This is a genomic window from Methylobacterium sp. 275MFSha3.1 (genome assembly GCF_900108435.1).
Classification (GTDB): domain Bacteria; phylum Pseudomonadota; class Alphaproteobacteria; order Rhizobiales; family Beijerinckiaceae; genus Methylobacterium.
In genome coordinates, this window is record NZ_FNWP01000008.1 from 257890 (window position 1) to 279350 (window position 21461).

Below are 21461 nucleotides of genomic sequence, written 5' to 3' on the forward strand. Positions count from 1 at the left end.
TGCCGTCCCCTCGTCTTCGCGAGCGGAGCGAGGCAATCCAGGTGCGCCACGATACCGGAGGTCGCGCTACTCTGGGTTGCTTCGCTCCGCTCGCAGAGACGGGGCGGGTTTCGCAGCCCCCTTTTAGAACCTCGCCCTGTGGCGAAGATGCGACGTCCGGGCCGCCCCGTGGCGAGGCGGCCCGGACAGCGTCTCACTCGTCGTCGTACATCCCGGCCGAGCTGTGCGTCGCCCCGGCGACCAGGATCTCGCGCTTGCCTGCGTGGTTGGCCGGGCCGACGATGCCCTCGATCTCCATCCGCTCCATGATGGAGGCGGCGCGGTTGTAGCCGATCTGCAGCCGGCGCTGGATGTAGCTCGTCGACGCCTTCTGGTCGCGCAGCACCACCTCGATCGCCTGCTTGTAGAGGTCGTCGGAGTCGCCGCCGCTCGCCGCCGCGAAGGCGCCGATGTCGAAGACGGGGGCCTCCTCCTCGGGCTCGTCGGACCGCTCGGCCTTGTCGGCCGCGGCCGCCTTGCCCCGGCCGGACCGGCCGCCCTCCTTGGCGGGCTCCTCGGGCGAATCGTCGGCGGTGACGGCGTCGAGGTAGCTGGGGCGGCCCTGGCGCTTGAGGTGGGCGACCACGCTCTCGACCTCGCTGTCCGAGCAGAACGGCCCGTGCACCCGCGTCGTGCGCCCGCCCCCGGCCATGAACAGCATGTCGCCCTGGCCCAGAAGCTGCTCGGCGCCCATCTCGCCCAGGATCGTGCGGCTGTCGATCTTGCTCGTCACCTGGAAGCTGATCCGGGTCGGGAAGTTCGCCTTGATCGTCCCGGTGATCACGTCCACCGACGGGCGCTGCGTCGCCATGATCAGGTGGATGCCCGCCGCGCGCGCCATCTGCGCCAGGCGCTGGATCGCCCCCTCGATGTCCTTGCCGGCCACCATCATCAGGTCGGCCATCTCGTCGACCACGATCACGATGTACGGCAGAGGCGTCAGATCCATTGCCTCCTCTTCGAACACCGCCTCGCCGGTGTGGCGGTCGAAGCCGGTCTGGATCGTGCGCGTGATGGTCTCGCCCCGGTCGCGGGCCTCCTTCATGCGGGCGTTGTAGCCGTCGATGTTCCGGACGGCGATCTTGGCCATCTTCTTGTAGCGTTCCTCCATCTCGCGCACGGCCCACTTGAGGGCGATGACCGCCTTCTTGGGGTCGATGACGACCGGGGAGAGCAGGTGCGGGATGCCGTCGTAGACCGACAGCTCCAGCATCTTCGGATCGACCATGATCAGGCGGCACTCCTCGGGCTTGAGCCGGTAGAGCAGCGACAGGATCATGGTGTTGATCGCCACCGACTTGCCCGAGCCGGTCGTGCCGGCGACCAGGAGGTGCGGCATGCGCGCGAGGTCGGCGATGATCGGCTCGCCGCCGATGTTCTTGCCCAGGCACAGCGCCAGCTTGTGCTTGCTCTCGGCGAAGTCGGCCGACGAGAGGAGCTCGCGCAGGAACACGGTCTCGCGGGTCTCGTTCGGCAGCTCGATGCCGATGACGTTCCGGCCGGGCACGACCGCGACGCGGGCCGAGACCGCCGACATCGACCGGGCGATGTCGTCCGACAGGCCGATCACGCGGCTGGACTTGGTGCCGGGGGCGGGCTCGAGCTCGTAGAGGGTGACGACCGGGCCCGGCCGCACCGCCAGGATGTCGCCGCGCACGCCGAAATCCTGGACCGTCTGCTGCAGGTTGAGGGCGTTCTGCTCCAGCACGTCGGCGTCGACCTCCTCGCTGCCGCCGGGGGCCGGCAGGGCGAGCAGTTCGAGGGACGGCAGCTCGTAATCGGCGTTCTCGATCGGCGCGATCTCGAGGTGGCGGCCGGCCGGGATCAGGTGTGCCCGCGGCGCCACCAGGGGGACCGACGCCGGCGCGGGGGCCGGCAGGGCCGCGACCTCGATCGCCTCGACGGCAGCGGCGACCGGCTCGGCCTCGGCCTCGATCTCCGCCTCGATCTCCGTCTCGACCGGCTCCGGCTGCGGCGCCAGCTTGCCGCGGAGCAGGACCGGGCGCGGCGTCATCGGGATCACAACGCGCTCCGCCTCGGCGCGCGCGGCGACCGGCGCGGCAACGACCGGGACGGGACCGGCTTCGGGCACGGCCGGGGGTGCTGGCGGGACGGCGGTCGGCTGGCCGGCCGCGCGAATCGCCGCCCGGGCCGCCATGGCGCTGAGAGCCGGCGCGCGGCGGGGCGCCTCGGACGCGGGGGCGGCCGGAGGCTCGGCCGCGGCGCTGCCGGGGCCGAAGACCAGCGACAGGCCGGACGCGGCCGGCGGCGCGACGGGCGGCAGGAAGGCGCTCCGGATCGAGGCGGCCTCGTCCATCCGCTGGCCGGTCTCCGTCCCGTTATCTTGCCCGTCGGCGGGACGCGGCGGCTGGTCGAACCGGACGAGCCGGTCGAGCACGTAGACCGGCCGCGGCGGCAGCGACCGCAGGTGCGAGATATCGAGGGGCATGGAGACGAAGCGCTCGTCGGACGCCGCCGGCGCCGAGACGGCGGCCGGGGTCGGCGCGACCTCGGCGGGCTGCGCCTCCAGGGCCGACCAGGCATCGACGGACGACCAGTCGCCGCCGTCGAACCAGGGCTGGACCTCGGACCAGTCCGGCAGGTCCGACCAGTCGCGGGCCGGGGCCTCGGCGACCGTCTCGACCGGCGCGGCGGCGACCAACGCGGCCGCGACCGGGGCGATCGCCGCCGTGGAGGCGGCCAGCTCGACCGCGGGCCGGACCGGGCGGCGGTCCGGCGTGCGGAAGAAGCGGACGCCCGGCGGCGCGACGAAGGGCTGGCGCCACAGCGGCACCGGCTCCGCGTCCGGCGCGGCGGCTTCGGGCAGGGCCGGCACGGCTGCGGCGCGCTCGGCCGCCTCGGCCGCGATCCGCGCGCGCTCGACCCGCTCCTGCTCGGCCTTTTCGCGGGCGGCCCGCTCGGTCTCCAGGGCCAGGGCAGCGGCCTGCGCCTCGGCGCGGGCGCGCTCCAGGGCGACGCGCTCGGCCTCGAGGGCGCGCTGGCGGCGCTCCTGCAGAACCGAATCGGGGGTGCGGGTGTAGCGCACCGCCGAGGGCGCGGCCGGTTCCGGCGCGGCGGCCGGCGTCGCGACGTGGTCGGTCACTTGGTGGGCCACATGGCCGGACGCATGGCCCGCGAGCGGAGCCGCGGCCGGCGCGTAGTCGGGGGCGATGGCGGCGGGGCGGCGCGGTTGGCGCACCAGCACGCCCGGCGAGGAGGCGCTGCGGTCGATCCGGCTCTCGAAGATCGGGGCGTCCAGGGCGTCGAGGCTCGCCCGGTCGTCGAAGACCTGGGCCGGCCAGTGCGGCTCGGGCGCCGCGGCGCGCGGGGCGCGCTCGGAGCCCTCGCGGCCGACCATCGCGCCCGGCGGAGTGAGCCAGCTCGGCTCGGCCCGGCGCCCGGGCGCGCCGTAGGACGGGCGGGCGGGCAGGCCCGCGGGAGAGCCGGAGAGGCGGCGGGTGAGGCTCGCGCGGAGCGCCATCAGCCGGTGCGCCAGGGCTCCCAGGGAGAGGCCCGAGCGGTCGCCGCCGCGGACAGGGCGGGCGGGGTCACGGTGGGAGTACGGAGGCCGTCCCGATGCGCGCATGGGTTCTCAGACGATACTCGAAACAGGGATCCGCCGACGCGCGGCGGCTGTTCCTGAGTTAGGCCATTCGTCGTTAATGGAGGCTTGCCGTCGGCCGCGGTGCGGAAACCATGCGGGACGTTCGGCCCGGCGCTCCGGCAGGGCCCCGCGCATCGCCGCGGCCGGGCCGTCACGGCCACCGGCGACCGATTCGAACGCGGAATCTCGAGGTAACGACGCCCGATGGACCGGAAATCGCGATCTGGGCCCCGTCCCGATCCGCCGCAGCGCAGTCTCTCGCGATGACGTCGGGAACAGGCCAGGGCGCGAACAGGCTCTGCGCCGCCCCCCGCCCGCGTCCGCTATAGTAACCCGCAGCCACCCCTCACCCGGACAGGTGCCCGTGTCTCCAGCCACCTCCGAATCGCCGGCGCGCTTCCGCTCCCTCTACCGCCACGGCTTCGCCCGGGTCGCGGCCTGCACCGGCCGGAGCCATCCGGCGGAGCCCGAGCGCAACGCCGACGTCATCCTCGACCTCGCCCGGACCTGCCACGATTCGGGCGCGGTGCTGGCGGTCTTCACCGAGCTCGGCCTCTCGGCCTACGCGATCGAGGACCTGCTGCTCCAGCAGACCCTGCTCGACGCGGTCGAGGTCGCGGCCACCCGCGTGATCGCCGACTCGGCCCGTCTCCGGCCGCTGCTGATCGTCGGCGCGCCCCTGCGCTGGCGGCACCGCGTCTACAATTGCGCGCTCGCCATCCAGGGCGGCCGCCTGCTCGGCGTCGTCCCGAAGACCTTCCTGCCGAACTACCGGGAATTCTACGAGAAGCGCCACTTCGCCTCCGGCGCCGGGATCGTCGGCGAGACCGTCCGGGTCGCCGGTCAGGACGCGCCGTTCGGCACCGACCTGCTGTTCCCGGCCGAGGACCTGCCGGGCCTCGTGGTCGGGGTGGAGATCTGCGAGGACCTGTGGGTGCCCGAGCCCCCCGGCATGCGCGCCGCGCTCGCCGGCGCCACCGTGCTGGCGAACCTCTCGGGCAGCCCGATCACGGTGGGCCGTGCCGAGTCGCGGGCGCTCCTGTCCCGGGCGGCCTCGATGCGGGGCGCCTGCGCGTACGTCTACGCGGCAGCCGGCCAGGGCGAATCGACCACCGACCTGTCCTGGGATGGCCAGACCAGCGTCGACGAGCTCGGCGTGCGCCTCGCCGAGGGCGAGCGCTTCCCCGAGAAGCCGGTGACGACGCTGGCCGACATCGACCTCGACCTGATCGCCCAGGAGCGCCTGCAGGCGGGCAGCTTCGACGACGACGCGCGCGGCCGCACCCTGCCCTATCGCCGGGTGCCGTTCTGGCTCAACCCGCCCGAGGCCGATCTCGGCCTGATCCGGCGGATCGAGCGGTTCCCGTTCGTGCCGGCCGACCCGTCGCGCCTCGCGCAGGATTGCTACGAGGCCTACAACATCCAGGTCGCCGGCCTCGCCAAGCGCCTGGAGGCCACCGGCACCCGCAAGGCCGTCATCGGCGTCTCGGGCGGCCTCGATTCGACCCACGCGCTGATCGTGATCGCCAAGGCGTTCGACCGCCTGGGATACCCGCGCTCGGACATCCTGGCCTACACGCTGCCGGGGTTCGCCACCTCGAACGCCACCAAGACCAACGCCCACGCGCTCATGAAGGCGCTGGGCTGCACGGCCGCCGAGATCGACATCCGCCCGGCCGCCAAGCAGATGCTCGCCGACATGGACCACCCCTTCGCCAAGGGCGAGGCGGTCTACGACGTGACCTTCGAGAACGTGCAGGCTGGCCTGCGCACCGACTACCTGTTCCGGCTCGCCAACCACGCCGGAGGCATCGTGGTCGGCACTGGCGACCTCTCGGAGCTGGCGCTCGGCTGGTGCACCTACGGCGTCGGCGACCAGATGAGCCACTACGCGGTCAATGCCGGCGTGCCGAAGACGCTGATCCAGCACCTGATCCGCTGGGTGATCGGCAACGGCGAGGTCGGCCCGGACGAGGCGCGCACCCTCCAGGCGATCCTCGACACCGAGATCTCCCCCGAGCTGGTGCCGGTGGACCAGGACGACAGCCCGCAGAGCACCGAGGGGACGATCGGCCCCTACGCGCTGCAGGATTTCAACCTGTTCTACACGCTCCGGCACGGGTTCCGGCCCTCGAAGATCGCCTTCCTGGCGCTGCACGCCTGGGGCGACAGGGAGCGCGGCACCTGGGCGCCCGACTTCCCGGAGACCAAGCGGGTCGCCTACGACCTCCCGGAGATCCGCCGCTGGCTCGGGGTGTTCCTGAGCCGCTACTTCGGCTTCAGCCAGTTCAAGCGCTCGGCGCTCCCGAACGGGCCGAAGGTCTCGGCGGGGGGCTCCCTGTCGCCCCGGGGCGACTGGCGCGCGCCCTCCGACGGGTCGGCGCGGATCTGGATCGACGAGTTGAACCGAAACGTCCCTGAAACTTGACCGTCACAAACTCGACCGATTGTGCCATTATGAGCACGGTCAAGCCGATTCTTCGCAATGCGAAATCTTGTATTGGGAAAATTGGCTTCGAGGGCGGCCAGGCGGAGGACTTCGGATGCGAAGCTACAACCTGTTCCAGCTCAAGGGCGAGGAGGGCCTCTGCTGCGCGGTGCCGGAGGCCAGCACGGTCCCGCCCTTCATCGGCGCGGGTCGCTGGACCTTCGGCGGCAAGCTGGGCGACGGCGGCCGGCAGCCCCTCGACTTCGACGGGCGGGCCGCCGACACCGCGGTGCGCTTCAACGGCTTCTACCTGTTCCAGACCGTGGACCGGCGCTTCATCGCCTGAGCGGGCTCCGTCCGTCGCGGCGAGCAGGACGGCGTCGGGACGATCGGCGCGGTCCTGCCGGGTCGCCGCTCCGGCCACGGAACGACGAACCGAAGTCGTCGCGCGTAAATCGGACCGGCCCGGGGCGCGGACTCGCTCTTCCGGAGCCTTGGCGGCAGCACGTTACCGGTATCGAGCCCTATAGCGGGCCTCGACTCGGCGATCGCGACCAAGATTCCTTAAGGGCTCGCGTGCAGGTTTCGCGGAACCGTCAGCTGTCCGGAGCCGCCCGCATGTCGGAGCATCGCAGAGAGGCGCGCCAGAGGGTCTTCCTCAAGGGCCGCATCGTCTTCAATAACGGGTCGTCGAGCCTCGACTGCCTGGTGCGCGACATGTCCCCCACGGGCGCGCGCCTCGTGATGAGCGAGGCCACCACGCTTCCGGACGCGTTCGACCTCTACATCCCGCAGAAGGACCGGACCTACCGGGCCACCCTGCGCTGGCGCCGGGAGGACGGCATCGGCGTGACCTTCGAGGCGCCGGCCCGGGCCGGCACCGCGCCCGCTTCGCCCGATCCGGCCGCGACGGACGCCTCCGTGACCCTGCTGCTGAAGCGCATCAGCGAGCTCGAGACCGAGAACGCCGCCCTGCGCCGGCTGCTCGCCAGCATGGCCCAGTCGGGCGACTCGGCGAGCGCGGCCTGATCCTCAGGCCTGGGCGTCAGGCCTGTGCCTCGAGCGCCGCGCGGATGCGGGCGGCGTGCTCGGCGAGGACCCCGTTATCGGCCATCCCGCCCTCGTGGCGCTTCAGCGGCACGCCCTCGCGCCGCGGGATGACGTGGACGTGCAGGTGGAAGACGGTCTGGCCGCCGGCCGGCTCGTTGAACTGGAACACGGTCAGACCCTCGGCCCGGAACGCAGCCTTCACGGCGCGGGCGACCTTCTGGACGCTCGCCATCAGGGCGCCGAGCGAGTCCGGGTCGGCGTCGAGCAGGCCCCGGGCCGGCGCCTTCGGGATCACCAGCGTGTGGCCCTCGCCCTGGGGCATCACGTCCATGAAGGCCAGGGTGTGGGCGTCCTCGTAGACGCGGTGGCAGGGGATCTCGCCCCGCAGGATCTTGGCGAAGATGTTGTCGGGATCGTAGCGGGCGTCGGCCATGCTGCCTCCGGGACTCCTTGAGCGGCCGCAGGTTGCACGGGGCACCGGCCCGCGTCCACACGGGAACAACCTGCGCGCCGCAATGCTTGCATCGCCGCGGCGGCGGCGCCGTGCCGGGGTCCGAGAGCCCGGCGTCCCCCAGACCGCGCAGGGAGTTCCGGATGGCGCACGAGAGCACGGGAGCGATCTACGCGGCGGCGGGCGCCAACCTCGCCATCGCGGCGGCGAAGTTCGTGGGCGGGGCGCTGACCGGCTCGACCGCCATGCTCGCCGAGGGCGTGCACTCGGTGGTCGACACGGCGAACCAAGTGCTGCTCCTCGTCGGCATGAAGCGGGCCGAGCGCCCGGCCGACGCCCGTCACCCGTTCGGCTACGGCCGCGAGATCTACTTCTACGCCTTCGTGGTCGCGCTGATGATCTTCCTCGGCGGCGGACTGTTCGCCGTCTACGAGGGGATCGAGCGGGTCCGCCATCCCGAGCCGGACGTGGATGCCGAGCTGTTCGGCTACCGCCTGCCCGGCCTCTGGGTGAACGTCGCGATCCTGGGCTTCGCCATCGCGGCGGAGGGCACGTCGTTCTTCGTGGCGATCCGCCAGTTCTGGGCCGAGAAGGGCAAGCACTCCGCCGTGCGGGCGATCCGGCGCAGCAAGGATCCGACCCTGTTCACCGTGCTCGCGGAGGACACCGCGGCCCTGATCGGCCTCCTGATCGCGCTCGCCGGCGTGGCCCTGTCCCACCTCCTGGAGATGCCGAGCCTCGACGGCTGGGCATCGGTCGGCATCGGCCTCGTGCTGATCGGCATGGCGGCGTTCCTGATGGTCGAGACCCACGGCCTGCTGATCGGCGAGGCGGCCGATCCCGAGGTCGTGGCGGCGATCGCGGAGCTGGTCCGCGGCGAGCCGGGCGTGGTCCACGTCAACGAGGTGCTGACCCAGCACCTCGGCCCGTCCGACATCCTGGTCAATCTCAGCATCGACATGACCGACGATCTCAGCGCCGGCGAGGTCGAGAGCCTCGTCACGCGCCTCGACCGGGCGCTGAAGGCGCGCAGCCCCGACGTCACCCGGGTCTTCATCGAGATCCAGCAGCAGGGCGACCACAAGGTCCGGGCGGCGGCCTGAGGGGTGCCGCCTCGCCGGCGCGCACGGACCTCTGTCAGGCGGCCGCACCGGGCGTCGGGGCCGGCGCGAGCACGCCGTCCCAGGGGACAGGCGACGGGAAGACCTCGTCGAGGAAAGCGAGGAACGCCCGCACGTTCGGGCTGCCGCGCCGGCTCTCCGGCCAGAGCGCCGTGAAGACCGAGCGCTCGACCGCGAAGTCCTGCAGGATCGGGATGAGCGCGCCCCGCCCGACATGCGGTGCGGCGATGTAGGTCGGCGAGATGCCGATACCGCCACCGGCCACCAGCACCGCCGTCACCGCGTCGCTGAAATCCGCGACGATGCCGGTATCCGGCGTGATCTCGACCCTGCGGCCGCCCACGTGGAACGGCCAGCGCAGGGCCTGCCCCGTGCTCTGGAAGCGGAAGTTCACGCAGTCGTGGTGGACCAGATCGTCCGGATGCCGCGGCGTGCCGCGCCGCGCCAGATAGGCCGGGGCCGCGAAGGCGCAGACCCGGTGCGGCGCGAGGCGGCGCGAGACCAGCCGGGAATCCGCGAGGTCGCCGACCCGGATCGCGACGTCGATGCCCTCCTCGATCAGGTCCACGAAGCGGTCGCTCAGGCGCAGGTCGACCGACAGCTTCGGATGGCGCGCGCGGAAGCGCGGCAGGGCCGGCGCGAGCAGGTGGACGCCGACCGGGATCGACGCCGCCACCTTCAGGGTGCCGGCGGGCTCGGAGCGTGCCGCGACCGCGGCCTGCTCGATCGCCTCGGCCTCGCGGAGGAGCCGCAGCGCGCGCTCCTGCAGGTCGCGCCCCTCCGGCGTCAGGGTCAGCGAGCGGGTGGTCCGGGTGAAGAGGCTCACGCCGAGCCGCGCCTCCAGCCGCTGCACGCTCTTGCTCACCGCCGAGGGCGAGATGCCGAGGGAGCGGGCGGCCGCCGAGTAGCTGCCGAGGGAGGCGGAGCGGGCGAAGGCGACGATGCCCGTGAGCCGGTCGAGGCCGATCTGTTCCATGACGGCACGACTGAAGCGAAGAGCGGACCGATTATCAAGGAAGGGTCGCTGGCCCAATCTCCCGTCCATCGGCGCCGCGCTGGCGACGACCGGCCAGGTTTCCCGCCATGAGCAGCACCCTTCAGGATCGCACCGTCGTGGTCTTCGGCGGCACCTCGGGCATAGGCCTCGCGGCCGCCCGCCAAGCCAGGGCGGCGGGCGCGGAGGTCGTCGTCGTCGGCCGCCACGCGGCGGGCGCCGAGCGCGCCGCGGCGGAGAACGGCTTCGCCGGCTGGCGCGCCGCCGACGTGACGCGGCCCGAGACGATCGCGACCGCTCTGGCCGACATCCCCCGCGTCGACCACCTCGCGCTGCTGGCCGGGACCTTCGTGGCCGGCAGGGTCCTCGAGGCCGAGGTCGAGCACCTCGCGCGGGCCTTCGACGAGCGAATCTGGGCTGCCATTCATGCCCTGCGCGCCCTCGGCGGCCGGCTCGCCGGGGACGGCTCGGTCACCCTCATCTCCGGCGCCCTGGCGGACCGCCCGAGCGCGCAGGGGACCGCCGTGCTGGCGGCGGCGTCGGCCGCGATGGAGGCCTTCGCCCGCGGCCTCGCGCTCGAACTGGCACCGGTGCGGGTGAACGCGCTCTCGCCCGGCACCACCGACACCCCGCTCCTGGCCCGCACACTCGGCGCCCACCGCGACGCCTACGTGGCCGGGCTGACCGAGAGGCTGCCGCAGAGACGCCTCGGCACCGCCGAGGAGGCCGGTGCCGCCGTCGTCTTCCTGATGAGCAACGGCTTCATGAACGGCGAGACCCTGCACATCGACGGCGGCGGCCGCCTGATATGAGCCGCCGGCCGCCGCGCGGCACGCCCGACAACCCCCTTCGAAGGAGATGCGCGATGTCCGACGGCACGGAGGCCGCGCCGGCGGCAGAGCCCGACTACGACCGGCTGCTGCGCGCCAATCTCGCGCGGATCTTCAACGCGCGGGACGCCGGCGCGCGGGCGGCCGCCCTGGCCGAGCTCTACGTGGCCGAGCCGACCCTGTTCGAGCCGGACAACGTCGTGCGCGGGCGGGCCGCGATCGCCGCGGTCGCCGGGGCGCTCCTGGACCGGTTCGGGCCGACCTTCCGCTTCGTGCCCGTCGGCACGGCCGCCGGACACCACGGCGTGGGATCGCTGCGCTGGGAAGCCGGTCCGGAGGGCGGCCCGGTCGCGGTCACCGGGACGGACGTTGCCGAGATCGTGGACGGCAGGATCGCGCGACTCTGGGTGCTTCTCGACCCGCCGCCCCCCTGAGACCGCCGCCACCGAACGCTCCGATCTTCAGTCGCTCCGGCCCACCTGCCGGAGGCTCAGCGCCCAGAGCCGCTCCTGGACGGCCTCGTCGCGGCTCTCGGCCGAGGAGACCTTCGGCCGACCGTGGGAGAAGTATCGGCCCGTGACCCCGTCCAGGCCCGGGTCGCTGGCCACGTGGAGGGAGGTCCGCGCGCCCTTCTCGGGCGTGATCAGCAACGGCCGCATCAGCGCCCAGGCCGCGCCGAGCAGGCCGCCGGTGTTCTTGGCGAAGCCGGTATTGACCACCCCCGGATGGACGGCGTTCGCCGTGATGCCGCTGTCGCGCAGGCGCCGGGCGAGCGCGTAGGTGAACAGCACGTTGGCGAGCTTGGCCTGGGCATACGCGCCCATCGCCCGGTAGCGCCGGGCGCCCTCGACGTCGTCGAAGTCGATGTGCCCCCGGTAATGGGCCGCCGATGCGACGTTGACGATCCGCGGCTTCCCGCCCGCCGCCGCCGCGTCCTTCAGCGTGTCGAGGAGTTCGAGGGTCAGGAGCACGTAGCCCAGATGGTCGAGCGCCCAGGTCCGCTCGATCCCGTCGACGGTCAGCGTGCGCCGGTCGAAGATCGCGCCGGCATTGTTCACCAGCACGTCGAGGCGCGGATAGGCCGCCCGCAGGGTCCCGGCGAGCCGGCGGATCTCGGCCTGCGCGGACAGATCCGCGCGGTGCGGCTCCACGGCGGCGCCGGGCACCGCGGCGCGGATCCTGTCGGCGCAGGCCTGCAGCTTCCCGCTGTCCCGGCCGACCATGGCGACCCGCGCGCCGAGGCGCGCGAGACCGAGGGCCGTCTCGTAGCCGATGCCGCCGGTCGCCCCGGTGACGAGGCAGACCGCGCCGCGCACCGCGCCGGCCTCAGAACACCGCCTGGCCGACCGCGAAGGCGATGACCACGATCACGATGGCGATGAGCAGGAACAGGCCGAACAGGATGCGGGCCAGCGAGCCGGCGCCGGAGGCGATGCCGGTGAAGCCGAGACCGCCGGCGATCAGCGAGATCACGAAGCAGATGAGGGCCCATTTCAGAAGGGTCATGGCGTCACTCCGGCTGCGCCCCGGCGCGGGGCCTGATGCTGCTGCCTCAACCGACGCCAAGCGAGACCGTTCCGCGGATTCGGGGCCGGTCCGCTTTTATTCTTACCCGCGTCCGGCCGCTCGGTCGGGGACGCGGTCAGCCGGTCTTCGCCACGGGCTGCGCCGGCACGTCGGCCCGTTCCAGCATGATCTCCGCCAGGGTGTGGTAGAGGCCGCCGCGGCAGATCGCCTTCGAGGCCGCGTCGGCCAGGAGCGCCGCGACCATCAGGGGGATCACCATCGCGTGGTTCTGGGTCATCTCGGTGACGATGACGAAGCTGGTGATCGGCGCCTGCAGCACGCCCGTCAGGTAGGCCACCATCCCGATCAGCACGACGGCGCCGACGGGCATGCCCGGCAGGAATCCGTGGACCGTGCCGCCGAGGCCGGCCCCGACCGCCAGGGACGGCGCGAACAGGCCGCCCGGGATACCGCTGATCGAGCTGAGCACGGTGGCGGCGAATTTCAGGGGCGCGTAGGTCCAGCCGGCCGTCGCGTCGCCGTGGAGGATGGCCTTGGCCTCCTCGTAGCCGGTCCCGTAGGCGGCGCCCCCGGAGGCGAGGCCGCACAGGGCGACGCACAGCCCGCAGGCCGCCGCGAAGATCACGGGCCGCTTCCGGATCATCCGTCCGGCCGCGCCCGGCAGGCCGCGGGCGAACAGGATGACGAGGCGGCTGAACAGGCCGCCGGCGAGGCCGCCGACCACGGCGATCAGCGGCACGATCCAGCTGGCCGCCAGCGGCAGGGCGGCGTCGGTCGTCCCGAAATAGGTATAGTTGCCGAGGAGCCCGAGCGAGGTCAGGCCCGCGGCCACGATCCCGGCCACGATCAGGCCGGAGGAGCGCGCCTCGTAGGCGCGTCCCAGTTCCTCGATGCCGAACACGATGCCGGCGAGGGGCGTGTTGAAGGCCGCCGCGACGCCGGCCGCGCCGCCCGCGAGGAGCAGCCCGGGCAGGCGCTCCGGGGTCAGGCGGCCGAAGGCGGCCATGATCGCGGCGCCGACCTGCACGGTCGGCCCCTCGCGGCCCGCGGAGGCGCCGCAGAACAGGCCCAGGAACAGGACCAGCACCTTGCCGAAGGCCACGCGCGGCGAGATCAGGGAGTAGCGGAAGCCGGTATCCCGGGCGTGGCGGGCGGCGATCACCTGCGGGATGCCCGAGCCCTGCGAGTTCGGGAAGACCGTGAGGGCGAGCAGCGCCGCGAGGGCGAAGCCCGCGGGCGTCAGCACCAGGGCGATCAGCGGCGACGGCGCGGTGAGCCGCCGGAACCCGTCCTGCGCGAGGTCGGCGCCCTTGGCCATCAGCACGGCGGCGAGGCCCACGCCGATGCCGCCCACGAGGAAGAGCAGCCGCCCGCGCCAGAGCGGATAGGCCTCCATCGAGGCCGACCGCAGGCGCATGATCGAGCGGCGGTAGCGCGACCGTTGCGGGAGCGGAGCATCCGTCGTGTCCCGCACCTCGTCCCGCTTCTCGACCATTAAAGAGCACCTCGTCCGCGCAGTGAGAGCGGACGCTATAGCGCAATGGTCAAGGAAAGGCCCCCTGCGCGGGACGGCCGAGGGCCGGCACCGGCGTGCCGGCCCCGCCGCTCAGCCGATCACCACCTGTGGTGCCAAGCCGCCCGATGCCAGCCGCCGTGATGGTGCCAGCCCCAGGGGCGATGCCAGCCCGCGTGGCGCCAGCCCCACCGATGGTGCCAGCCCCAGGGACGGCCCCAGCCGTAGGCCACCGGTCGGGCGTAGTAGACCGGGCGGTACGCGTAGGGGCGCCAGTTCGGCTTGCACCAGCCTGACCAGCCCCGGTGGAAGCCCGGGCCGCAGCCCTGGGCAGCCTCCGCCGTACCGGCCGTGGCGGCCAAGGTTCCGAGCGCGAGGAGTGCTGCGCCTGCCAGCTTCATCCGCATCGTCGTCCTCCGTTCAGTTTCGAGCAGCGCGATGATCCGGCCCCGGTCTGACCGAGTTGTCGCCGGATCATGTCCGGCCGTCCGCGACGGGCCGGAAGTGGGCTCGAAACATCCGAGGCCGGGGAAGTGTTTCTTCACGAACCTGTGCGCGCGAGACGACTGAGCCTTCGCGAAGACAAGCGTCGCAATACGCTGCCGCCCGGTCCGGTCATCGTGCGACGATTGCGACGATACCGAAGCGCCCCAGCGGCCGCGCGGCCGTCCCGCCTCAGCCCTCGGCGGCGCAGAGCTTCTCCACCGCCCGCACGTAGGCCTTGGCATCGAACTTCTTGAGCGAGTTCTCGCTCTGATAGCGGACCGTGCCGAAGATCTCGCGCTTCTGCCAGGGCCGGTCGTGCAGGCCGTACACCCAGGCGACGTTGGTGAAGGAGTTCGGATCGCGCCCGTCGAGGAAGTAGCGGTTGTTCAGGCGGAGCGTCCGCGCGAAGCCCTCCTCGGGCGACGGGGACCATTCGAGGATCTTCTTGCCCCAGTACATCCGCAGCTGGTTGTGCATGTAGCCGGTCTCGCGCATCTCGCGCATCGCGGCGTTCCAGTAGCGGTCGTGGGTCTCGCCGGCGGCGAGCTGCGCCTCCGAGTAGGCGTGGGGGCGCTCGTCCTTCGCGTGCTCGGCCAGGGTCTTGCGCGCCCAGTCCGGCACGGCCCTGTCGTAGGCGTCGTAGCCCTCCGTGTAGAAGACGTGGTTCATGGCGAGCTCGCGCCGGACGATCAGCTCCTCCAGGTAGGCGCCGCGGTCGTCGGCATCGCCGACCTTGGCCTCCCGCACCGCCAGGGCGATCTCCACCGGCGAGATCTGCCCGAAATGCAGGTAGGGGCTCATGTGCGAGGCGGCGGCCGCCTCCGGCATGTTGCGCCCCGCGCCGTAGCCCGAGAACCCGTCCTTCAGGAACGCCTTCAGGCGCTTGCGGGCCTGCGTCTCGCCACCCGTGAAGCGCTTCACCGGGCCGACCTCCCGGTCGAGGGTCATCCCGGCGAGCACCACCTCCGGATCGGAGACGTCGATCGCGCTCTTCAGCGTCAGGCGATCGGCCGCGCGCTTCACCCGGCGGGGTTTCAGCGCCGCGAGGAACGGGTCCCACAGCCGGTTCAGCTTCGGCCTCAGCGTCCGGGCGGCGTACTCGTGCTTCGGCGAGGCCGTCTCGACCGGCACGACGACGTCGCCCTCGACCTGGACGATCCGCGTCTTCACCGACTTGGCGATCTGCCGGTACCAGCCCTTCTGGATCGCGAGGTAGCCGCGGTCGAGCACGAGGAGCGCGGCGTCCTCGGCGAGGGCGATGGCGATCTCGGCGGGCGAGCACTTGCGCATGACGAAGCCGATCCCGCGCTTCTCCAGGCCTGCCTTCGCGTCCGCGAGACCCTGGAGCAGGAAGGCGTAGTGCCGGGCATTGGCCTCTGGAAAGCCGCTCGCGCCGTCCAGCAGGCCGAAGCAGGCGATGACCGGCAGATCGAGGCGGTTTCCCTCCTCGATGGCGAGTTCGAGAGCCGGATTAAACGTCGCCCGGTTGGCCTGCTGCAGGAGATACAGGACGTAGGCGCCGTCTTCGCGCGGCTCGACATCGTTGAGGATCCGGATCCGTTCGCCCTGGATCGCCATGCTCACCTGCTCCTTGCTTGGCGCGCCGCGCCGGAACCTTGGCCGGAGAAGGTAGAGCGGGCGGGATTTTCGTCCGTCCGGACCGGACGGATGAAAAGCCGCAGTCGAGGCGACGGGCCGAACTCCGGCTCCAGCCGCCAAACCCCCGCCTCATCAGGGACTTGCACGGCGATCGATCGCTCCCGCCCGCGACAATGCAGGTTTCGATCGCGCTCGACGGCCTGCGACATTTTCAACACAGGCGGGAAGCGACGCGTGCGCGAGCGCACGAAAGGACAGCCCTGCTGTCCTGATGCTCTTGAATTTTCCGTCGAGGAGCGCAGATTGTGCAGCGCGGGAAGGCGATGGCGTCGCCCTTCCGCAGCCCTTCTTGGGCGTTTCCTCCCTAGACTTCGGGCCGCTCCTTCGGGAGTGGCCTTTTTTCTGTCCGGAGCAGGCGCGGGCCCCGGTCCGGCCCTTCCACGGGCGCGTTGAGGGGCAGCGCGCTTCCCGCGCAGGCGGGGCGCCCGGGGCGCGACGGACCCCTCTCCGGCGGCCCTGCCTCTCTAGGAGATCCGCGCCGCCGGCGATCCGACAGGCCCTCGGCCACGGCGTGTCAGCGCGTCGCGCTGGACCCCGCCCGGCTCGCCGCCAGCGCCGCGGCCTTGCCGGCCGCCGTGTAGAGGTCGAGGCGCGCGTAGACGCCGAATTCCGAGCCGTCGTCGAGGAAACCGCCGCCCGGCCCCTGCGTCTCGGTAAGGATCGCGTTGGCCTCGTCGAGCGTCAGCGCCGGGAAGGCCGCGGTCAGCAGGTGGCCGGCCTCCGGCGCGATCTTGCCCACGTCCTCCCGCCGGCCGGCGGTGTCCGGATGCACCACGGGCAGGCCGTAGGTCTGGGTCGCCGCGTAGAAGGCGGCGTTGGCAGCCGCGTCCTTGAACCGGCCGGTATCCTTCGCCGCGCAGGCCGACACCGCGTCGCCGCAGCCGGCCTTCAGCGCCTCGGTCATCGCCGCGCGGGCCTCCGTCAGGAGCGCCCGGTAATCCGTCACGCCGACCGTCCTGTCGGCCTCGGCGGACGCCTTGTCGAGGACGGCCGGGTTCTTCCGGATCTGGCCGACATAGGCCGGATCGTTGGCGAGCAGGTGCGCGAGGGCGTGCAGCGAGGTCGCCCGGCCGCCCAGCACGTCCATGGCGTAGTGCGCCCCGACGATGATCCGGTCGTTGCCGTACTCGGCGGCGCGGGCGACCATCTGCTGGTAGCGCTCGGGCACGAGGAGCGCGAGCACCATGGACTCGGTGTAGCCGTAGGTGGTGTGCCCGCTCGGGTAGGACGGGCTGTTCACGAGGTCCTGCGAGGGGCCGCGCAGCCAGTCGAGGCTGTCGGACGCGTCACCGAAATAGTCCTTGCCGCGATACGAGAGGAGGCGTGGCAGGGTCTGGAACGGCCGCGAATTGCCGTAGCGGTCGGCGCCTGGGCTCCCGGCCGGCCGGTCGTAGGCCTTGCCGAAGACGTCGGTGACGGCACCGTTCGACAGGATCGCGGCGGCCTCGTCCGAGACCGGATGCTTGCCGTTGGTCGTGGCGTTGGCGAAGAAGTACTTGCCGGAATTCGAATCCGACTTGGTCACGTTGTTGGTGTAGCCGATCAGGTTGGCGACCGCCGGCGCGATGCTGGTGAAGGTCTTGTAGTCGCTGTAGGTCGCCTTGGCGTGGTAGGCGCGGGCGAGCGTGGTGCCGAGGCCGTCGGCGAGGTTGGCGGCGTTGCCGTCGGTGATGAAGCAGTCCTGCAGGGCGAGCTGCTGCTGCTCGGGGAACGGCAGGAGCGTCGGCTGCTTCAGCGCGCCGCTCTGGATGTCGCCGGTGACCCGCAGGTTCGCGTCGAGCGCCGCCTTGCCGTCGGGCGTCGTCTGCAGCCGGGCCACCGGGACCAGCCCGCGCAGGGCCGACAGGTTGGCGGCCGACTGTGCGAGGGCCTGGAGGGGCAGCGCCGCCCCGAGCAGAGCCAATCCGACCCGCAGCGTCCCGAACATGCAGCCCTCCCCTCGCCGATGCCGTGCCGGACGCTAGAGCCGTTCCCGATCGCGTGGCAATCGGGCGCGGCCCCGACGTCCCCATCTTTGAAGCGCCCCCGGGGCGCCGCGCCGGCCTCCCGCGGCGGCGCGCGCCTCAGCCCCGCGCCCGGGCGCGGATCATGAAGTTGTCGTAGGTGTACTCTGCCACCTGGAACCAGAGGTACTCCTCGTTGCGGAAGGTCCGCATCGCCTCGTAGACGCGGCGGAAATCGGCGTTCTTGGCGGCGATCTCGGCGTAGACGTCATTGGCGTTCTTGAGGGCGGCCTCCATGACGTCCTGGGGGAACGGCCGCAGCTGCGCGCCCCCGGCCACCAGCCGGCGCAGGGCCTGCGGGTTGCGGGCGTCGTACTTGGCCTGGACGTCGGCGCCGACCTCGGCGGCCGCGGCCCTGAGGATCCCCTGGTAGGATTTCGGCAGCGCCTTCCACTTCTCGGCGTTGAACCAGAAGTGCAGCATGGCGCCGCCCTCCCAGAAGCCGGGATAGTGGTAGATCGGCGCGACCTTCTGCAGGCCGAGCCGCTCGTCGTCGTAGGGGCCGATCCACTCGGCAGCGTCGAGCTTCTTGCTCTCCAGGGCCGCGTAGATCTCGGGGCCCGGCACCGCCTGTGGCTGGACGCCGAACTTGGCGAGCACCTGGCCACCCATGCCGCCGATCCGGAACTTCAGGCCCTGCAGGTCCGCGAGGGTCTTGATCTCGCGACGGAACCAGCCGCCCATCTGGGCGCCGGTGTTGCCGCCCGGCAGGCAGACCAGCCCGGCCTTGGCGAAGACCTCGGCGAAGAGTTCGGCGGCGCCGCCCGCCTGCCACCACGCGGCGGCGCCCCGGGCGTTGAGGCCGAAGGGCACCGCGGTGGCCAGCGCGAAGGTCGGATCCTTGGCCATGCCGAGGGTCGCCGGACCGTGTCCCATCTCGACGGTGCCGGCGGCCACGGCGTCGAGCAGGCCCTCGGCCGGGACCGGCTCGCCGGGGCCCTGGACCTGGATCTGGAAGCGCCCGTCGGTGGCCTCCGCGACGATCCGGCTGAGCGCCTCGGGGGCGCCGTACAGGATGTCGAGGGTCTTCGGGTAGGCGGAGGACAGGCGCCAGCGCAGCTCCGGGGCGGACTCGGCCCGGGCCGGCGCGGCGAGCGGCCCGGTCAGGGCCGCGGCGGCGCCGAGGCTGGCGGTCAGCACGCTGCGGCGCCGCGTCCCGGCCGCGGGGGATCGCGCGAGGTGAGGTTCGTCCAACGGCATCTCGTCCGAGCAGGTCCGACCCGTCCGGGCCGGAGCGGGGGTCGCAGGTAGCACGTGCGTGCCGGTTCTCGAAAGCCGCGGGCGGCCCGGGCAGTTCCGTGGCGCCTCGAAACCGGACCGTGCCCGTGCTAGGCGCCCGGGATGCGAACCGAGCCAGCCGTCACCCTGCACACCGTCTGCGGCCTGGAGGAACTGGCCGGCCACGGCGCGCGCGGCGTGAGCCACGTCCTGTCGCTGCTCGATCCCGGCACGCCGGAGCCCGCGGCCTTCACCGCCTACGGCGCCCACGCCCGCACGACCCTCCGGTTCCACGACTGCCTCGGCCCGGGCGACGGTCTCGTCCCGCCCGAGCCGGAGCACGTCGCGGCGATCCTGGATTTCGGGCGGGCGCTCGACGGGGCCGGCCATCTCCTGGTCCACTGCCATTACGGCCTGTCGCGCTCCACGGCGGCGCTGCTGACCCTGTTCGCGCAGGCCGAGCCGGACGCGTCCGCCGCCGCCCTGGTGGAGCGGCTCCACGCCCTGCGCGAGCCGGCTTGGCCGAACGCGCGCATGATCGGCTACGCCGACGCGATGCTCGGGCGGGACGGGGAACTCAGCGCGGCGGTGCGGCGGCTGCACGCCCTGCAATTGCGGGTCCGCCCGCATCTGGCAGAGCTGCTGCGCGGCCTCGGCCGCGGCGCGGAGGTCGAGGCCGCAGAGACCTTGTGAGGTTGCCTGTGCGGGGTCCGCCCCTCACTTGCCGGCCGGCGTGAAGCTCCCGTCCTTCCACACGTAGAGCACGTAGCCCTGGGCGGTGACGTCGCCCTTGGCATCGAAGCCAACGGTGCCGAGCACGAGATCGAAGCGCTCGGTGTGCAGCGCCTGCGCGATCGGCCTCGGCTCGGTGGAGTGGGCGAAGTTGCCGGCCGCCACCAGCGCCTGCATGGCCGCGTACCCGTAGATCGTCGAGCCCGTGGGATCGACGCCCTCGGCCTTGAAGGCCTTCACGACGGCCGCGGCGGCGGGCTGCCGGCTCGGGTCGAGGTAGAAGGTCATCAGCACGCCGTTGCTGGCCGATCCGGCGATCTTGGCGAAGTCCGGCGTGGCGATGGCCGAGGTACCGAACCATTGCGGCCGGAAGCCCCGGTCCGCCGCGATCTTCACGAGGCGACCCATCTCGGCGGCGTCGCCGCCGTAGTAGACGACCTCGATCCCCGCGCCCTTCAGGCGGTCGGCCAGGGCGGCGTCGTCGGCGTCGCTCGGCGAGAACGACAGGAACAGCGCCTCGTTCACGCCGATGCGGTTGAGGTTGTCCTTGGTGGCGGCGGCGAGGCTGCGGGCCGCCGGCGTCTGGTCCTGGATCAGCGCGATCTTCCGGTCGCGGAACCGCTCGGCCAGCACGGCGGCGGACAGGCGGGCCTGATCGTCGTCGCGGCCGCAGACCCGGAAGATGTTCGGCAGCCCCCGGTCGGTGAGCCGGGCCGCCACCGAGGCCGCGGTGATCATCACCACCCCGTTCTGGGCGTAGATGTCGGAGGCCGCGATGGAGGCGTTGGAGCAGACATGGCCGACGACGAGACGGACGTTCGACCGGACGAAGTGGTTGGCCACCGCCATGGCGGTGTTCGAGTCGCAGGCATCGTCCTGCACGTCGAGGGTCACGGGCTGGCCGTCGAGGCCACCCATGGCGTTGGCGTCCCGGGCGGCGGCCTCGACGCCGCGCAGAACCTGCTCGCCGACCGCCACGTAGGGACCAGACCGCGGAACCGCGACGCCGACCACCACGTCGGCCACCGCTTGGGTGGCGGGCAGGAGCGCGAGACACAGGCTCAGGGTGATCAGCGCGGGCCGGAGCGGCCCGTGGGCGGGGACGAAACGTCCGATCTTCATCGGGCTCTTCTGGGCATCCTTGCGCGACACGTCGGCGCGACGGCGGATGCGGCTCCGTAGCCTCGATCCCGCCCCGCACCCAGTGCCCATACGCGAGGACGCGGCGAAACGCGATTTTTTTCCGCGGCGGTCCTGTCGACGACCCGGTCCCTACTTGGCGTAGGCGTAGGCCGTCGCGGCGGAGGCGACCGGTCCGGTGACGCCGTTGAAGGCGGTGAGGACCTTCTGGACCTCGGTGAAGGGGGCGTTCGACACGTAGATCAGATCGCGGTTGCGCATCCGGAACGCCTGGGACACGAACAGGCTGTTGGGGTCGCGCATGTCGATCCGGTAGACCACCGGCACCAGAGGCGTGCCCAGAAGCTTCGAGCCGGGGCTGAGCCGGCGCACGACGCTGGCCGGCTCGAACCGGAAGATGAACGTCCCGGCCGGGTCGGCGGCGAAGTCCGACAGGCCGCGCGCCTTGGCCAGCGCCTGCGCCAGCGTGATGCCGTCGGCCTGGAACGGCAGCTCGGTGCTGTTGCCCAGCGCGCCCACCGCGATGAAGGTCTGCGGGTCGCGCACGAGCGTCAGCACGTCGTTGGGCCGCAGGTAGATGTTCTCACGCGGGTTCGACACCACCGTGGTCAGCGGCACGGTCGCGGTCACCGGCCCGCGCGAGAGCCGCACGAAGGTCTCGTTGAC

Annotated in this window: 18 protein-coding genes and 1 pseudogene; 7 read left to right on the top strand and 12 right to left on the bottom strand. The window is 72.4% G+C overall.

The window, feature by feature from the left end; all coding sequences use genetic code 11:
- Positions 1 to 193: 193 nt before the first annotated feature.
- Positions 194 to 3520: a DNA translocase FtsK gene (locus BLW78_RS11970; protein ID WP_091679736.1), complete on the bottom strand. Its 3327-nt coding sequence runs from the start codon at positions 3518 to 3520 to the stop codon at positions 194 to 196.
- A gap of 487 nt (positions 3521 to 4007) precedes the next feature.
- On the opposite strand from BLW78_RS11970, the gene BLW78_RS11975 reads away from it, so the two are divergent.
- From BLW78_RS11975 to BLW78_RS11985, 3 genes are all read left to right on the top strand, one after another.
- Positions 4008 to 6071 carry an NAD(+) synthase gene (locus tag BLW78_RS11975; RefSeq protein WP_091679737.1) on the top strand — a complete coding sequence of 688 codons (2064 nt, stop codon included), beginning with the start codon at positions 4008 to 4010 and terminating at the stop codon, positions 6069 to 6071.
- A 115-nt stretch (positions 6072 to 6186) separates the two neighbouring features.
- A complete protein-coding gene (locus BLW78_RS11980; RefSeq protein ID WP_020092738.1) occupies positions 6187 to 6417 on the top strand; it encodes a hypothetical protein in 231 nt (76 codons plus the stop codon).
- Between the two features lie 272 nt (positions 6418 to 6689).
- Positions 6690 to 7100 carry a PilZ domain-containing protein gene (locus BLW78_RS11985; protein ID WP_020092739.1) on the top strand — a complete coding sequence of 137 codons (411 nt, stop codon included), beginning with the start codon at positions 6690 to 6692 and terminating at the stop codon, positions 7098 to 7100.
- Positions 7101 to 7116: 16 nt separating this feature from the next.
- Here BLW78_RS11985 and BLW78_RS11990 read toward each other — a convergent pair whose 3' ends face one another.
- Positions 7117 to 7554, bottom strand: coding sequence for an HIT family protein (locus BLW78_RS11990; RefSeq protein ID WP_091679740.1), 438 nt, complete (start codon positions 7552 to 7554; stop codon positions 7117 to 7119).
- Positions 7555 to 7715: 161 nt separating this feature from the next.
- Between BLW78_RS11990 and BLW78_RS11995 the strand changes: the two genes are divergently transcribed.
- Positions 7716 to 8675, top strand: a complete 960-nt coding sequence (locus tag BLW78_RS11995) for a cation diffusion facilitator family transporter (RefSeq protein ID WP_091679741.1) — start codon at positions 7716 to 7718, stop codon at positions 8673 to 8675.
- A gap of 34 nt (positions 8676 to 8709) precedes the next feature.
- On the opposite strand, the gene BLW78_RS12000 is transcribed toward BLW78_RS11995, so the two are convergent.
- The gene (locus tag BLW78_RS12000) at positions 8710 to 9669 is read right to left on the bottom strand and encodes a LysR family transcriptional regulator (protein ID WP_056525717.1); all 960 of its coding nucleotides are present in this window, start codon (positions 9667 to 9669) and stop codon (positions 8710 to 8712) included.
- A gap of 107 nt (positions 9670 to 9776) precedes the next feature.
- On the opposite strand from BLW78_RS12000, the gene BLW78_RS12005 reads away from it, so the two are divergent.
- Both BLW78_RS12005 and BLW78_RS12010 read left to right on the top strand, forming a co-directional pair.
- Positions 9777 to 10499, top strand: coding sequence for an SDR family oxidoreductase (locus BLW78_RS12005; RefSeq protein WP_091679744.1), 723 nt, complete (start codon positions 9777 to 9779; stop codon positions 10497 to 10499).
- A 53-nt stretch (positions 10500 to 10552) separates the two neighbouring features.
- Positions 10553 to 10951, top strand: coding sequence for a nuclear transport factor 2 family protein (locus BLW78_RS12010; RefSeq protein ID WP_091679746.1), 399 nt, complete (start codon positions 10553 to 10555; stop codon positions 10949 to 10951).
- 27 nt (positions 10952 to 10978) lie between these two features.
- Here BLW78_RS12010 and BLW78_RS12015 read toward each other — a convergent pair whose 3' ends face one another.
- From BLW78_RS12015 to BLW78_RS12045, 7 genes are all read right to left on the bottom strand, one after another.
- Positions 10979 to 11833, bottom strand: a complete 855-nt coding sequence (locus tag BLW78_RS12015; protein ID WP_091679749.1) for an SDR family oxidoreductase — start codon at positions 11831 to 11833, stop codon at positions 10979 to 10981.
- Between the two features lie 10 nt (positions 11834 to 11843).
- The gene (locus BLW78_RS12020) at positions 11844 to 12023 is read right to left on the bottom strand and encodes a DUF1328 domain-containing protein (RefSeq protein WP_010685332.1); all 180 of its coding nucleotides are present in this window, start codon (positions 12021 to 12023) and stop codon (positions 11844 to 11846) included.
- Between the two features lie 136 nt (positions 12024 to 12159).
- Positions 12160 to 13539 (bottom strand): chloride channel protein, encoded by a 1380-nt coding sequence (locus BLW78_RS12025; RefSeq protein ID WP_091679751.1) that lies wholly within the window; start codon positions 13537 to 13539, stop codon positions 12160 to 12162.
- Positions 13540 to 13658: 119 nt separating this feature from the next.
- Positions 13659 to 13958 (bottom strand): GCG_CRPN prefix-to-repeats domain-containing protein, encoded by a 300-nt coding sequence (locus tag BLW78_RS12030; RefSeq protein ID WP_091679795.1) that lies wholly within the window; start codon positions 13956 to 13958, stop codon positions 13659 to 13661.
- A 274-nt stretch (positions 13959 to 14232) separates the two neighbouring features.
- Entirely contained in the window at positions 14233 to 15621 is a 1389-nt protein-coding gene (locus BLW78_RS12035; RefSeq protein WP_091679754.1) for a deoxyribodipyrimidine photo-lyase, read from the bottom strand.
- Positions 15622 to 16216: 595 nt separating this feature from the next.
- Positions 16217 to 17629 (bottom strand): phosphatase PAP2 family protein, encoded by a 1413-nt coding sequence (locus tag BLW78_RS12040; protein WP_091679756.1) that lies wholly within the window; start codon positions 17627 to 17629, stop codon positions 16217 to 16219.
- Between the two features lie 136 nt (positions 17630 to 17765).
- Positions 17766 to 18899 carry a TRAP transporter substrate-binding protein gene (locus BLW78_RS12045; RefSeq protein WP_244526922.1) on the bottom strand — a complete coding sequence of 378 codons (1134 nt, stop codon included), beginning with the start codon at positions 18897 to 18899 and terminating at the stop codon, positions 17766 to 17768.
- Positions 18900 to 19046: 147 nt separating this feature from the next.
- Between BLW78_RS12045 and BLW78_RS12050 the strand changes: the two genes are divergently transcribed.
- Positions 19047 to 19616, top strand: a complete 570-nt coding sequence (locus BLW78_RS12050) for a tyrosine phosphatase family protein (RefSeq protein ID WP_020092750.1) — start codon at positions 19047 to 19049, stop codon at positions 19614 to 19616.
- Positions 19617 to 19640: 24 nt separating this feature from the next.
- Here BLW78_RS12050 and BLW78_RS12055 read toward each other — a convergent pair whose 3' ends face one another.
- Complete coding sequence (locus tag BLW78_RS12055; protein WP_091679798.1) at positions 19641 to 20777, bottom strand: branched-chain amino acid ABC transporter substrate-binding protein; 1137 nt, start codon at positions 20775 to 20777, stop codon at positions 19641 to 19643.
- 150 nt (positions 20778 to 20927) lie between these two features.
- Positions 20928 to 21461: pseudogene (locus BLW78_RS12060) on the bottom strand (sugar transporter); the annotation flags it as partial.

Coding starts and splice junctions, on each gene's coding strand:
- BLW78_RS11985 (WP_020092739.1), top strand. CDS start 6,690: ATGTCGGAGCATCGCAGAGAGGCGCGCCAGAGGGTCTTCCTCAAGGGC.
- BLW78_RS12020 (WP_010685332.1), bottom strand. CDS start 12,023: ATGACCCTTCTGAAATGGGCCCTCATCTGCTTCGTGATCTCGCTGATC.
- BLW78_RS12055 (WP_091679798.1), bottom strand. CDS start 20,777: ATGAAGATCGGACGTTTCGTCCCCGCCCACGGGCCGCTCCGGCCCGCG.
- BLW78_RS11980 (WP_020092738.1), top strand. CDS start 6,187: ATGCGAAGCTACAACCTGTTCCAGCTCAAGGGCGAGGAGGGCCTCTGC.
- BLW78_RS12025 (WP_091679751.1), bottom strand. CDS start 13,539: ATGGTCGAGAAGCGGGACGAGGTGCGGGACACGACGGATGCTCCGCTC.
- BLW78_RS12035 (WP_091679754.1), bottom strand. CDS start 15,621: ATGGCGATCCAGGGCGAACGGATCCGGATCCTCAACGATGTCGAGCCG.
- BLW78_RS12000 (WP_056525717.1), bottom strand. CDS start 9,669: ATGGAACAGATCGGCCTCGACCGGCTCACGGGCATCGTCGCCTTCGCC.
- BLW78_RS11990 (WP_091679740.1), bottom strand. CDS start 7,554: ATGGCCGACGCCCGCTACGATCCCGACAACATCTTCGCCAAGATCCTG.
- BLW78_RS11995 (WP_091679741.1), top strand. CDS start 7,716: ATGGCGCACGAGAGCACGGGAGCGATCTACGCGGCGGCGGGCGCCAAC.
- BLW78_RS12005 (WP_091679744.1), top strand. CDS start 9,777: ATGAGCAGCACCCTTCAGGATCGCACCGTCGTGGTCTTCGGCGGCACC.
- BLW78_RS12050 (WP_020092750.1), top strand. CDS start 19,047: ATGCGAACCGAGCCAGCCGTCACCCTGCACACCGTCTGCGGCCTGGAG.
- BLW78_RS12030 (WP_091679795.1), bottom strand. CDS start 13,958: ATGAAGCTGGCAGGCGCAGCACTCCTCGCGCTCGGAACCTTGGCCGCC.
- BLW78_RS11970 (WP_091679736.1), bottom strand. CDS start 3,520: ATGGCGCTCCGCGCGAGCCTCACCCGCCGCCTCTCCGGCTCTCCCGCG.
- BLW78_RS12040 (WP_091679756.1), bottom strand. CDS start 17,629: ATGTTCGGGACGCTGCGGGTCGGATTGGCTCTGCTCGGGGCGGCGCTG.
- BLW78_RS12010 (WP_091679746.1), top strand. CDS start 10,553: ATGTCCGACGGCACGGAGGCCGCGCCGGCGGCAGAGCCCGACTACGAC.